At 70.0% G+C, this 13,333-nt stretch carries 11 protein-coding genes and 1 pseudogene; 4 read left to right on the top strand and 8 right to left on the bottom strand.

All coding sequences use genetic code 11. The features are described from left to right. Positions 1-506: 506 nt before the first annotated feature. Positions 507-890, top strand: coding sequence for a hypothetical protein (locus CW362_RS17060; RefSeq protein WP_103550334.1), 384 nt, complete (start codon positions 507-509; stop codon positions 888-890). Between the two features lie 78 nt (positions 891-968). Here the strand turns inward: CW362_RS17060 and CW362_RS17055 are convergent, their stop codons facing one another. The 4 genes from CW362_RS17055 to CW362_RS45285 all read right to left on the bottom strand — a co-directional run bounded on the left by CW362_RS17055 (position 969) and on the right by CW362_RS45285 (position 3,455). Further along, positions 969-1,559 carry a hypothetical protein gene (locus tag CW362_RS17055; protein ID WP_103550333.1) on the bottom strand — a complete coding sequence of 197 codons (591 nt, stop codon included), beginning with the start codon at positions 1,557-1,559 and terminating at the stop codon, positions 969-971. A gap of 407 nt (positions 1,560-1,966) precedes the next feature. Next, a complete protein-coding gene (locus CW362_RS17045) occupies positions 1,967-2,368 on the bottom strand; it encodes a hypothetical protein (protein WP_103550331.1) in 402 nt (133 codons plus the stop codon). Positions 2,369-2,436: 68 nt separating this feature from the next. Beyond that, entirely contained in the window at positions 2,437-2,964 is a 528-nt protein-coding gene (locus tag CW362_RS43070) for a hypothetical protein (RefSeq protein ID WP_112477702.1), read from the bottom strand. Then, on the bottom strand, positions 2,961-3,455 hold the full coding sequence (locus tag CW362_RS45285; RefSeq protein WP_276313672.1) for a hypothetical protein: 495 nt from the start codon (positions 3,453-3,455) through the stop codon (positions 2,961-2,963). The genes CW362_RS43070 and CW362_RS45285 overlap by 4 nt, the downstream gene beginning before the upstream one ends. Positions 3,456-3,684: 229 nt before the next feature. Here CW362_RS45285 and CW362_RS17035 point away from each other — a divergent pair, with 229 nt between their 5' ends. Continuing rightward, entirely contained in the window at positions 3,685-6,357 is a 2,673-nt protein-coding gene (locus tag CW362_RS17035) for an NACHT domain-containing protein (RefSeq protein WP_162684109.1), read from the top strand. A gap of 262 nt (positions 6,358-6,619) precedes the next feature. Then, a complete protein-coding gene (locus CW362_RS17030; RefSeq protein WP_103550329.1) occupies positions 6,620-7,462 on the top strand; it encodes an ATP-grasp domain-containing protein in 843 nt (280 codons plus the stop codon). A gap of 19 nt (positions 7,463-7,481) precedes the next feature. Here the strand turns inward: CW362_RS17030 and CW362_RS17025 are convergent, their stop codons facing one another. The 3 genes and pseudogenes from CW362_RS17025 to CW362_RS17015 form a co-directional block, all read right to left on the bottom strand. Next, on the bottom strand, positions 7,482-8,546 hold the full coding sequence (locus CW362_RS17025) for a hypothetical protein (protein WP_103550328.1): 1,065 nt from the start codon (positions 8,544-8,546) through the stop codon (positions 7,482-7,484). A 68-nt stretch (positions 8,547-8,614) separates the two neighbouring features. Then, positions 8,615-8,755 (bottom strand): annotated as a pseudogene (locus CW362_RS17020) (VOC family protein); the annotation flags it as partial. Positions 8,756-9,094: 339 nt separating this feature from the next. Further along, the gene (locus tag CW362_RS17015; RefSeq protein WP_103550327.1) at positions 9,095-9,493 is read right to left on the bottom strand and encodes a VOC family protein; all 399 of its coding nucleotides are present in this window, start codon (positions 9,491-9,493) and stop codon (positions 9,095-9,097) included. 93 nt (positions 9,494-9,586) lie between these two features. Between CW362_RS17015 and CW362_RS17010 the strand changes: the two genes are divergently transcribed. Beyond that, complete coding sequence (locus CW362_RS17010; protein WP_103550326.1) at positions 9,587-10,576, top strand: helix-turn-helix transcriptional regulator; 990 nt, start codon at positions 9,587-9,589, stop codon at positions 10,574-10,576. A 366-nt stretch (positions 10,577-10,942) separates the two neighbouring features. Here CW362_RS17010 and CW362_RS17005 read toward each other — a convergent pair whose 3' ends face one another. After that, positions 10,943-13,210: an MMPL family transporter gene (locus CW362_RS17005; protein ID WP_103550325.1), complete on the bottom strand. Its 2,268-nt coding sequence runs from the start codon at positions 13,208-13,210 to the stop codon at positions 10,943-10,945. Positions 13,211-13,333: the final 123 nt, after the last annotated feature.

The following is a 13,333-nucleotide window of genomic DNA, read 5'->3' as shown; positions in this document are numbered from 1 at the left end:
GTCGACCCGTCCTATCGAGTCCACCGCATGCTGGTTGACTGCCCCTGTGGATGAACTGATGTATGTACCGGATGCCGAGGGTGACTGGGAGCCCGCGACGGAACCCCCGGGTGGACCCAATCCGGCCCGGCAAGCCTCGATGTTCCAATGCGCGGCCGGGCCTCTGCACTCGTTCGCCTTTCTCTCGGTGGACTTGGACGCAGTGGCCCGACGGCTGAGGCTGACTCTTGAGACCTCGTGGGACGGACACGGCAGGGTTCGGGCGGCGTTCTTCGTTCTGGACGGCACGGATTTCGTCGCTACCCATCACGAGGGGGACGCTCCGGGAACGCATATCTGGACCCGGAAGGGCGGTCCGGTCGACTCGGCCGCGCGCGCGGGCAGTCTCCTCGTGGCTCTTGGCGTGGGGCCGGAGGCGGTCTCGTACTCCACGTGGGGGGGTCGGCACCGATCTGTCGGCCGTCCCCCCTGCCTGGAGACGCGCGGGGCGTGCCACGCGCAAGCCGGTGCGCTCGCGCCAGGATTTCTGGGAGGACTTCAAGAAGTATCCGGGCATATTTGTTGCCCGCGTCAACTTTGAGTCGGTGACCGGGTTCCTCAGCGGCTACGACGTCGCCACTGCAGGAGACCTGCTGAACGGGTTTCAGGAGTGGCTCGCCACCGAACTGGGATTCGGCCGGAACCTGAACTGGGTGGCTCTGGTCCTCAACTTCGCCTTCCCCGAGGGCCGCCCTACAGAGCCGTGGTCACCCGAGGACGACCAACACGCCGTGGATCAACTGCTCAAGCTGCTCGACGAATACTTCGGATCTCTCGCCGGCGGCCCAAAGACTGACGGCGAGCCGCAGCCAGCGCCGCAGTCGTCCCGAACTGGACCTCCAAGATCATGACTGGATGAGGATCCGGGTTCAAAAGGTTCGAAAAAATTTCCGGCTTCACTCGCTTGCGGTTCAGCGGAGGCATGAGCATCACGCCTCCGGCACGAGACCGATCGCTTCAGGGAACTGCAGTGCGAGTTCACGACGTTCCGGATCCTGCTCTTCACCGGCGATGTCACACAACAGCCGAACGAGTTCCTGCCGGTCCTCTTCGGGCCTCTTGGCGAGCGCGTTGTTCAGGTTCCCACTGACCCATTCTGTGATCTTGACGGCGTCGTCGTCATCGATGGTGTCCTCATCGGCAAGTTCGATGGCGTTGAAGATGTCCATCACGGCCTTCGCAAGAGCACGAGTGACACTGGCCCGTCCCTGTGCCCGCTCGTGAGGCTGATCGAGCGCAGCGGCCATTTCTTCGCACAGCGCTGTGGCGAACGGCCTCCCCCTCTCCGGCACCTGTGTGGTGATCTCCCGAAAAAGCTGGATGAGTTCGCGCTGGTCCTGTTCCGGCGCCTGTCCAAGTGCCTTCTTGACAGCGGAAATCGGTTCGAGAAGGTCGGCGGCGTCGGCCGGAGCGACTCCCCGGGGGTCATCAGGGTCGACAGGGTCCGGCACGTACGACGACCGGATAGCCACATCGAGATTCATAACGGTGCCCGCGAGGATGTGGGTGAGATGGTTCATGGGGCGACGACCCTCACTCGAATGTTGGCGATGAGCTGCGAGGACAGCATCTTCCTGGCCTGACGAGCGACGGTTTCGTCCGGGGCTTCCCACACTCCGGTCATCCCGTTCTGCTCCAGCGCGGCGGGCACAGCGTAGATCCGGGTCTCGCCAGCCTCCGCCGAGTGCCCTTCAGTATCCCTTGACACCCTCCACTGCATCGCCGAAATACGCGAGTGCAGCGTCCGAAACCGAGGCAACGCTTTGGGCCCTGCCGAAGCCAAAGCACCGGCAGGCAGGATCCCGGGTTCCAGCAGAATCGTCTGTTTGCGTTCGGGCGGACCACCTAGGCGGCCTGTGCAGCAGTCTGGATGATCAATGCCAGGTGTCTTGTGCGGGCTCTCCCGGACACGGCCACTCAGGGGACCTCAGTTAGCTGTCCGAGCCTCGACGTCTTCAAGGGCTTCGCGAGTGATCTCGGAAACGAAGACGGAATCGTTCTCCATCCCTTCGGGCAAGTGACTTCGGCTGTCCTCACGAAAGAGGAACGTGCCACGGGGAGTGAGAACGCCCGCACCGATCCTGTCGGCAAGTTCAGCGATGACGCCGCGGATCTCCCCCAGGGCAGGACGCTCGACCCCGACCATGTCGCCAGAGACACACAGCTCGGCTTCTCCGCCGTCATCCGCGCGGATCCAGAATTCCATACCGTCGGCCGTCGCCTTCCCGGGCACGGCACCATATGGAGCAAGAACCGCCTCCACCACATCCATGTCAGGCGGAACAAGTTCACCGTCCACGAACTTACAGAGCCCCAGGCTGTAACTCATTTTACTCCTCTTGCCGCTAGGAAGACGACGGGCGCCTCCCTCCCTACAGGAAGAGGGACACCCGTCACTCAGCCCGTGATTGCGACGGATCTGAACACGAACTCGATTCCCTTGACGTCGTCATCGATCGCCCAGAGTCGCAAAGCAGTGGCAGTTCTCTCGTTGTTCATATACCACACGACGGGCACACCATTGGATGCCGCGACCCGTTTCTTCATCGCTGTGGTCTCCGCGGTGGGAAACTTGAGCTTGCCTGTGCTCGGGTTGGCGAAATTGTCGGGATAGTGCAAGTTCTTGGCATCGATGAGTGTTCCGTTCTTGTATCCGTCGAACTTGATGAAACCACTCGGCGTGGAGGCCGGAACCTTGTACACGAAGCCTTCGGGCATCCCGTCTGTCACGGCACGCCGATAGGCAGCGTCGGCTGATTTCATCGACTCCTTCTCCGTAAACCATCTGCCGGGCCCACCGAGCTCGACCCAGCAAAACTCGCCTCTGGCGGTGCGTGCGAGAGCGGCGACGCGGGGCTTGCCGCACGCACCGCCCAGTTCCTGGAGGACCTTGGCGCCGACACTGGCGATGGCTTCGTCGGTCAAGGGGAGAGCACGCAGGGCTTTCCCCGCGTCGGCGAATCCGATGCCGGTCCTCGCGGCGGCGTCGGCCGCCTTGACGGCGTCCGCGATGGGTTGGATGAGCCTGCCGGCGAACAGACTCGCGACGTCCAGGGGCGCCCAGGCGCATCCGCTCCAACTGCCGCTCCGAAAACCGGAGGCGAACTTCTGGGCGCACTTGATCCAGTTGCCGAAGTGGCGGCCGTGTCGGCGCGGGTGGCGGCCGCTCGGGCGTCCTTGGCGTCCTTGGCGTCCTGTTCGGCCTGGGCGGCGGCGGAACGGGCGGCGGAGGCGTCGAGTTCGGCGGCGTCGGCGGAGTCGCGGGCGTCCTTGGCGTAGCCCTCGGCGTTGCCGGCGGCCTTGTCGGCGGCTTCGGCGTCCTCGGCGTCCTCGGTGGCCTGTGCGTCGTAGGCGATGGTGCGGGTCAGTGAGACCGCGGAGACGGTGGTGTCCGCCTTCGCCGACTGCGAGTCCACGACCGCGGCACGACCGCGGCATTGGCTTCCGGGCCGCGGCCCGCGCCGGCGCGGATGGCCCCGCGGAGCCGTTCGTGCAATTCGGTCACGAGGCCGGTGGCCCGCCGTGATGCCATGGGTGACGCTTCGTCATCTCCCCGTGGGGCGGGGCGAGCGGCTTGTCACTCGTAGGTGGGGTGGAGCCGCTGTGTCGGCAAGTTTCCCGTTCCCGTCGCTGGAAGATCCGGCCATGGGAACTGGTTCGGGGACGCGGTGGGTCGGGGTGCTGTATCTCGTGCTGACGTTCGGCGGCGCGGCCGGGGCCGTGTGCATCGCCTTCCGTTTCGACCTGCGGATGGCCGAGACGGCGGTGACTCTGCTTCCGTCCGCAGGCGGCCTGTACCTGTCCTGGGCGACCTTCCGTGCCGATCGCCGGGAGGCGGCTCACGGGTACGGTGTGGGCGAGATCGCCGATCGGCTGGCGGTGGCCGTGCGGGGCCAGTGGGAGTCCGAGGTCCGGGTGCGGCGGCTGAACGACCCCTATCCGCTCCCGGTCTCCTGGCAGGCGGCCGATCCGCGATTCGGCGAGTCGTGGTCCCTTCTGCGGGAGCTGGCCGGTGACTGGCCGTCCGACCGTCCGGCGTCCCCCTCCGGCTGGGCCACCGGGCCCGCCGGACTGGCCGGAACAGGCGGGGAGATCACCCAGGTGTTCCTGGAACGGGTGCCGACCCGCCGTCTTGTGGTCCTCGGCGGTCCGGGGAGCGGGAAGACGATGCTGCTGATCCGCCTGGTGCTGGCGCTGGTCGCCGAACGTGCGGAGGGAGGCCCGGTTCCGGTCCTGTTCCCGCTGGCCTCGTGGAATCCAGCGGAACAGACCCTGGAATCCTGGATGGCGCAACGGCTCGCGCGCGACTACAGCGGTCTCGGTGCTCCGGAGGCGGGGCCCGCGGATCGCCCTGGGCAGGTCGGCCGCGCCCGGGCTCTGTTGGAGCACCGGCTGATCCTGCCGGTGCTGGACGGGTTCGACGAGATTCCCGAACCGTTCCGTGCCACGGCGCTGGACGCGATCAACGCCGCCCTGCCGCCCGGCCAGCCGCTGGTGCTGTCCAGCCGGGTGACGGAGTACGGGGACACGCTGGCTCCGGCCCGCGGGGTACCGGTCATGCTCTGCGGTGCCGCCGCCGTGGAACTGCGCCCCTTGGACGTGCCGGACATCGCCGACTATCTGAGACGGGACGCCGGCGGCCAGGGCACGGCGGCGGCTGCCCGCTGGGATCCGGTGATCCGTCTGCTCGGCACCGACGCCCCCGTGGCCCGCGCGCTGACCACACCACTGATGCTCTTCCTGGCCAGGACGGTGTACAACCCCCGGCCAGGGGAACATGCCGGTGTCCTCCCCACGCCCGCCGACCTGTGTGATCCGACCCGCTTCCCCGACACCGCGGACGTACGGGCCCATCTCTTCGACGCGTTCGTGCCCGCCGCCTACCGGCCCCATCCGCGGTATCCGTGCCGCTGGTCCCCCCAGCAGGCCGAGCGCTCCCTGCGGTACATGGCGCGACACCTGCAGCACACCCTGGGCGGTAGCGGCGACCTGGCCTGGTGGCAGTTGCGTCGTGCGCTGCCGCCCCGTGTCGCCCAAGTGGTGACGGGAGTTGTCCTCGGTGTCGTGTCCTGGACCGCCGCCACCGTGGTCGGCAGGCTCACGGCGCTGCTCGCCGGTCTCGACTCCGGATGGCAGACGGGCCCGCCCGCGGCCATCGTCGCGGGCCTGGCCGGAGGGATCGCCGGCGGCATCGGCTGCGGCCTCGTCGCGGGGGTGACCGGGGGCGTCGTCGAGGGAGCGACCCATCTGCTCACCACCGGGCAGCCGGGATGGCTGCCGACCATGTCGGCCTATGGACTCGCCTACGGTTTCGCCGGCGGAATCGTGGGCGCGCTCTCCAGCAGACTCGCGGACCGGCGACCCGGGACGGCCCCGGAGTCCCGGCGCAGAGGGCTCTGGGACTGGCGCATGTGTGCCCTCGGCTTCGCCGCCGGAGCCGTCCTCTGGTTCTCCTTCCGCCTCAACTACGGTCCGACGGCCGCGACCGTCGGCGCCCTCGCCAACGGCGTGGTCTACGCGTTGGCCGGCGGAGTCGTCGGCGCCCGGGCGAGCAGCCTGTCCGCCCACCGCCCGGACGCCGTCCCCACCGTCCGCACGCTGTGGGCCTGGAACTGGCGGGGCTTTTCCGGCGGCCTCGCCAGCGGCTCCACCATCGGCTTCACCCACTGGGCCGTGCTCAGGATCCAGTCGCTCCTCACCGGCACTCCCTCCTACACCTTCACCACCGCGCTCTCCTTCTCCTGCGCGTTCGGGCTCGCCGTCGGAATCGCCCACGGCCTCACCGGCAAAGCGGCCGACCTCACCGCCGCGGTCGGACCGGCCGCCCTCATGGAGCAGGACCGAGGGATCTTCCGCAGGCTGTGGATCGTCGTGGGCCTCGCGGTCTGCGCCGCGTTCCTTCTCTGTTACGGCGTCGAATACGTCGCACAGGGCGGGTTTTCCTACGGCCTGGGCCGAGGGGTCCCGGGCGGACGGGGGATCGCGATGAGCCCGCCCCACATCCTCGACCGCGGCCTCGCCTACGGACTCACCGTGGGCCTCGCGGCGGCGCTCAGCCAGAACGCCTGGTGGTACTACACCCTGACCCGCCATCACCTGGCGGCGCGCCGCCACCTCCCCATGGATCTGACCGCTTTCCTCGCCGACGCCCACGAACGACGCGGCGTACTGCGACAGGTGGGAACGGTCCACCAGTTCCGTCACATCGACCTACAGCACCATCTCGCCGCCCCAGGGCCGTCTCAGGAGCCCGGAGCGTCGAGACGACCGCCACTGCCCGGGCCACGCTTCCCGCTGCCGCCGGTACGTGAACGCTGAGCGGGTGATGCTGCCCGACGGCAGTGCGCGCGGGGAGGACGGGCGAGAACCTCCAGGTGGTCGAATGGGACGTCGAAAGCCGCAACTCGCTTGCTGGAAAGCCCCGTTGGTCGTCCATTCTGCGGCAGTCGACCTGCCCCCCTACGCCCTCGTCGAGGCGGGCCGGGATCGCCGCCAGGACCCGTGAGAGCGGGGTGAACGGAGCGGTGGCCGGTCGGCCCGGGGCGCGGGCCCGAATCCGGTGGACTGCCCGACCGGACCGATGGCATGGTCGTCGATCGTGACGAAGCACGGTTTCCTGGCATTGGCGCCGCAGTACACCACGACCTCCGAGCTGCTCTCGACATCGGCACGCCGACGGGGCATGGACGTCGAAGTCCTCCCCGCCCGGGGTGGCGCGGGCACCGCCGCGGGGAGGCGTGGCGGCCACTACTACGGCGGCCCCGTCTTCGCGGCAGGCGTCGTGGACGAACTCGAGCTCGCACTCCTGGAGCCCTCCGACGACTGGCTGGTCACCGTGCCCCCCGCGTACACCGGACGGCACATCGCCATGGCGACCCTGGGCGAGGCCCGTCGCCTGAACCGACCGGCCTTCGTCAAGCCGCCGACCGACAAGAGCTTCCCGGCCGCCGTCTACGCCGACGGTGGCCGCCTCCCGACGGGGGCCGAGCTGCCGTCCGACATCCCGGTGCAGATCAGCGACGTGGTGACCTGGGCGACGGAGTTCCGCCTCTACGTCCTGGACGGCGAGGTCCGCACGGGTTCGCAGTACGCCACCTTCGGCCGTCTCGACGCCCGGCCCCTCGACGGTCACCGTCACGAGGACGCCGTCCTGGCGTTCGCGAAGGACTTCCTGGCCACCTGCGGCGACGGCCTGCCCAGCGCGGTGGTGGTGGACGTCGGGCTCCTGACCCCGCCCGAGCACGGCGCCGCCGACCGATGGGCGGTGGTCGAGGCGAACATGGCGTGGTTCAGCAACACCTACGCCGCCGACCCCGACCGGGCCCTGGACGTCGTCCTCCGCGCCGCCGGCCCGCGTACCCGGACGGCGGACCGCGACCGCCGCTTCTGCCGCACCCCCGAGACCGCCCGCCCCACCGGCTGAGGGTGGGGGCCGCGTGTCCTCAGGCGAGGGCCCAGCGGTCCACCCGCCTGCCGCGCCGGGTGAGCCAGGTGCCGTCCTCCAGAGGCGTCACCGCGTGCCCGGCGCCCGGGTGCACGGAGTAGTCCAGGAGCCCGAGCGGACGAAGGGTGTCCGCGTCGCACAGCCAGTGCCTGCTCCGCTCGTCCCTGTCCCTGTCACGCGGGTTGACGCTGAGGATGACCCGCTCGGCGTCCAGGAGGTACGCCTGCGTCCCGCTCGGGTCCCCCCAGTCGGCGAGCAGGTCGCCGACGTCCTCCACCGCGAGGCGCTCGGAGGTGTCCGTGTCGTACGACGCCAACTCGTCGGCCTGCCGCGACGCGCCGAAGCCCTCGGCGCGCCGCACGGTGAGCAGCCGGGACGACCCCGGGACGAAGGCCGCGGCGTCCACCATCGTCTTCCGGCCGAGCAGCCGCAGCCCGTCACGCCCGGCCCCCAGCCAGTAGGTGATCCAGCTGTCCCAGAAGTCCCAGCAGGAGACCGCGAGCCGGGATCCGTCCGGATGCCACACGTGCCGCGCCGTGAGCAGCGCCGGGACGTCCAGCGGCTGCCGGCCGAGCACCTCGCCGGTCGCGGTGTCCAGGAGGAGCAGGACGTCCGGGCCGTACGGGTGCTCCTCCGGACCGTCGTCGACGCGCGCGTCGGGCGGGGAGGGACCGGCGACCCGTGTCGCCTTGACCACCGCCGCCAGCGATCCGTCCGGACTCACCGTCACGTCCCCGCGCACCCGGTCGCCGTCGGGCCAGATCTCCTCGGAAAGTTCCCAGCGGGTGCTGCCGTCCGGGGCCGCGCGCCATACGCGGAACTCATCGCAGAGCACGAACCCGTCGTCGGGCAGCGCCGTGCCCCGCGTCACGGACGGCAACTCCACCTTCGACAGGGGGCGTACGGCACCCAGGGCGAGGAACCCGTCCCGCCGGTGGACCTCCAGGCTGTACGCCCTGTCCAGGAGGAGCCGCTCCCCGTCCAAGGCGTGGATCAGCCCTCGGGCCGCCCTTGCCGTACCGATGTGTTGCACACCGACACGCCGCCACCTCGCGTCCGCCATGCCCATGATCCTGTCACACGCCCCGCCCACGACGGCCGACCGAGGGACCTTCGGGGTCACAGCGACGCTCAGCCCAGTTGCTCGGCCAGTCCGACGACGACTCCCTCCGGCCCGCGGAGGTGGCACAGCAGGTGGCTGTCCTCGAACCGGGCGATCTCACCGACGAGTTCGCCGCCGCGGGGCCGCAGGCGGGCGATGGTGTCCTCGATTCGTCGACGAGGTGGCCCGGGACAGGCTCCGTGTCGTACGTGCTCTCCGCTCGCGGAGAGCACGCGGCCATCTTCATGATCCGTGCGGGCACACGCGGTTCACCTCCGCTCACGCGGAGAGCACGAAACCTTCCCTCGGGCCGCCCGGAGGTCCCCCGGTTCGCCTCCGCTCGAGCGGAGGCGAACCGGCGAACGTCATCGGCCTGGCCGGCGTCAGCGAACGCTGGAGTCAGCGGTGCGTTCGGATGTCCTCTGCTGGTGGCGCTCCTGGAGTCGGTGGCCGCGTTCACGGGGAGCCCTGGGATCTCGGGGCTCCCGCGTGAGCGGCTGTGCGTGGCGTCAGCGTGCGAACTTTTCGATGGCCGCCGGGGTGACAGGGGTGAAGAAGTTGACGAGGTTGCCGTCGGGGTCGCGGAACAGCAGCGACCGGTTGCCCCAGGGCATCGTGGTGGGCCCGGCGACGAAGTCGGTGACGAAGCCGGTCAGGTTCTGGTGAACGCGGTCCACGTCGTCGACGAGGAACTCGGTGATCACGCTGTGGTTGTCCGCCGGGCGGGCGGAGCCCGGGGCGAACAGCGGGACCGTGCGGGTGCCGGCGATCGCGAGGGTTGCGCCCGTGGTCTCGAGTTCGGCGAAGTCCTCGGTGGCCCACGTCGCCCGCGCCCCTGTGGCTCGCTCGTAGAACTCGACGAGGCGCGCCACGTCGCTGGTGATGATGCGGATCGAGACGAAGTCCATGGGAATCTCCTTGGTCGTGCTGGAGGCGTGCACGTCGCAGGCTAGGAGAAATAGTGGACAGAATCGGTCCTGTATTCGCGTTAGGCTGCGAACATGCCTCGACCCACCGGCCGCGTGCTGACACTCCTGGAGCTGTTGCAGTCGGGCGGCACCCGGACGGTGGCCGAGCTCGCCGACCGTCTCGGCGTCGGAGGGCGCACCGTGCGCCGGTACGTGGACCAGCTGATCGACCTGGACGTGCCCGTGGAGTCGGTGCGCGGCCGCTACGGCGGCTACCGGCTGGCCCCCGGGTACCGCTTGCCTCCGCTCATGCTCAGCGACGACGAGGCGCTGGCCGTGCTGCTCGGCCTGATCGCCGGCCGCCGGGCAGGGTTGACGACGACGGAGCGCACGGCGAACGAGACGGCGTCAGCGAAGATCCGGCGGGTGCTGCCCCAGCACATCGCCCGCCGGCTCGACACGCTCCTGGAATCCCTCGCCTTCACGGATCAGCCCGGCGAGTTCGACACCCCGGACGCCGGGGTCCTGCTCACGATCGCCGATGCGGTGCGCCACCACCGACCGGTCTCGATCCGCTACACCGACCGTGACGGACGGCGCAGCGAACGCACGCTGCACGCGTACGGGATCGTCGCCCATGGGGGCCGGTGGTACGTCACGGGCGAGGACGCCCGGATCGGCGAGGACCGAACCTTCCGGCTCGATCGCATCGCGGACGCGAGGGCCCTGCCCGGCTCGTTCGAAGCGCCGACGGGTCCCGGTCCGGCACAGCGCGTGTTGTCGGGGTTCGCCACGGCCGAGTACCGGCATCAGGTGACCTTGCGGATCCAGGGGACGGTCGAGCAGATCCGCGCCCGCCTTCCGGCCGGCGTCGCGAGCCTGGAGGAGCACGAGTCCCCGGCCGGCGAGGACCGGACGACCGAGCACTGGCTGCGCGTCGAGCTGCGGGCGGAGCGGCTCGACTGGTTGCCTCCGGTACTCGCCTCGCTCGACCGGCCGTTCGTCATCGAGCGCCCCGATGAACTCCGCGACCTCGTCACCGCGCTCGCCGATCGCCTCACGTCCTACGCCCGCCGAGCCTGACAGCGAGGAACCGATGAGCACTTTCAGCGTTGCCTCACCAGGGTGAGGCAACGCTGAAAGTGCTCATCGGTTCCTCGCAAAGGTTGTGGTGACGGTGTTCGGTTCATCTCCGCTCTCACAGAGAGCACCTGTTGGCCATGTGCAGGGCGCCGTGGTTGTCCGGTTCACCTCCGCTCGATCGGAGGTGAACCGCAGCCGAAGAGGCCGGCGGTGAGGTTGAGGGCGTGCTCTCCGTGCGAGCGGAGGTGACCTGATCCGGTGAACGCCCTGAGACAGGGCCAGCATTTCAGACGACCAACCATTCAAAGAGACACGTTCTAGGTGACGCGCCGAGGTGCCGGACGCCAAGGGCGGGCAGGAGTTGGGTCAACGGTCAACCAACCGTGGACGCGGGGCTTCACCCGTGGATTCAGCGTCGGTGTCGTCGGTGCCGACCGGGCCGCGGGGAAACATCCGGTCCAGCCACTTCGGCAGCCACCAGTTGGTCCGGCCGAGGAGTGTCATGGTCGCCGGTACCAGCACCATGCGAACGACCGTGGCGTCGATGAAGATCGCGGTGGCCAGGCCGAGCCCGAACATTTTGGTGGAGGGGTCCTCGGCGACGGCGAAGGACAGGAAGACCGCCACCATGATGAGGGCGGCCGAGGTGATGATCCGGGCGGTGCGCGAGACGCCCTCGACGATCGCCGTGCCGTTGTCGCCGGTGCGCAGGTACTCCTCGCGTACGCGGGAGAGGAGGAACACCTCGTAGTCCATCGACAGGCCGAACAGGATGGCGAAGAGGAACATCGGGATGAACGACACGATCGGAACCGTCGCCTCCAGCCCGATGAGTGCGCCTCCCCAGCCCCACTGGAAGACCGCGACCATGATGCCGTAGGCCGCGCCGATGCTCAGCAGATTCAGCAGTACCGCCTTGAGCGGTACGACGACCGAGCGGAAGACCAGCATCAGCAGCAGGAACGACATCGCCAGCACGGCGGCGACGAACACCGGCAGACGTTCGCTGGTGCGTCGGCCCACATCGGACAGGCTCGCGGCGGCCCCGCCGACGTGCGCCCTGGCCGGGCCGTCCCCGATCGCCGCGGGCAGCACGTCGGTGCGCAGCCGGGCGATGGTGTCGGCCGTGGCCTCGTCCTGAGGGCTGGTGGTCGGGAACACCACGAGGGTCGCGACGCCGGTGGCCCGATCGATGCGCGCCGGCGCGACGGACGCGACCCCCGGATCCGCCGCGACCGTTGCGACGAGACGGTCCACCACTCCCGGATCACCGGCGGGGTCCGCGGCGATGACGAGGGGACCGTTGGTGCCCGGGCCGAACCCCTCGGCGACGAGTTCATAGGCCCGGCGCTCGGTACGGCTCTGCGGCAGTGAGCCGTCGTCGGGCAGGCCGACGCGCAGGCCGAGCACGGGCAGCGTCGCCGTCAGCAGCAGCCCCGCCGCGCCGACCGCGTACGGCACCGGGTGCCGGCCGACGTGTCCGATCCAGCGACGCCACCCGACGGCGGGGACGGCGCCCGCCGCCGTGTCCCGCCGTCGGCCGAGGCGGCCCGACCACCCGGCCCGAAGTACCCGGCCGATCCGGCCGGCCCGGCCCAGCCGCGGGCCCGCCGCGCCGAGGAAGGCCGGCAGCAGCGTCACCGACGCGAGCACCATCGTCAGGACGACGATCGAGACGGCGACCCCGCCCACCGTCATGAACGGCACGTTCGCGACCGCCAGGCCGAGGATCGACACGACGACGGTGCCGCCGGCGAAGACCACCGGCCGCCCCGCCGTTGCCACCGCTCGTCCGGCCGCCCCCTGCGGATCGAGCCCGCACGCGAGGTACTCCCGGTGCCTGGCGAGCACGAACAGCGCGTAGTCGATGCCCACTCCGAGCCCGACCATGCTGCCCAGGACCGGTGCGAAGGTGGGGACCTCTGTCACCCCCGCCAGTACCGTCATCGTGGCGACCCCGACGGTCAGCCCGAAGACCGCCATGCCGATCGGCAGCGCGGCGGCGACGAGCGAACCGAACGCCAGGAACAGGATCGCGGCCGCGGCGAGGAGGCCGATCAGCTCGCTCGCGCCGCCGTCGGGGTCGGAGAAGGCGTAGAAGAGGTTCCCGCCCATCTCGATGCGCAACGGCAGCTCGGCGCGCAGCCGGTCGCCGAGATCGACGAGGGCGTCGAGGTCTTCGGCCGACAGCCGGCTCTGGTCGGGGTACTGCACCCGGACGACCGCGATCCGCCCGTCGGCCGAGACGAGGCCGCCGCGCACGGCCGTGTCCCCGCCCGCGTCGAGCGCCGCCGCCGGGTCGCTCGTGCCGAGCACGTGCGGCAACCGGTTCACCTCGGCCCGCAGCCGCGTGAGAGCGGTGCGCGCGCCGTCGTCGAAGAAGGTCGCACCGTCGTCGAGGGGGGTGACGACCACCTGGGCGGTCATCCCCTCCTGGCCGGTGCCTGCCCGCTCGATCAGTTCCGCGGCCCGTCGGGAGTCCAGTCCCGGAGCGGTCATCGAGTCCGCGGTGCGCCCGCCGAAGGCGACGGCGGCGAGGACGGCGAGCGTGGCGGCGATCAGCCATGCCGCGATCACCCGCCAGGGATGGCGAGCGGCGCTTGCGCCCAGGCGCAACAGGGCTTTCGAGAGCATCGGGTCCTCCAACCACCTCGTCGGCCGTCCTTGTACGGCCGCCGATGCCGAGGCTCGTCGCCACGGCGCTCCGTGGCATCGGCCCGCGGGCCGCGGATCCGTCGGCCCCGGGGTGGAGTGACG

Source organism: Streptomyces populi, from assembly GCF_002911015.1.
GTDB lineage: Bacteria > Actinomycetota > Actinomycetes > Streptomycetales > Streptomycetaceae > Streptomyces > Streptomyces populi.
This window is presented reverse-complemented; position numbering and strand designations above follow the sequence as displayed.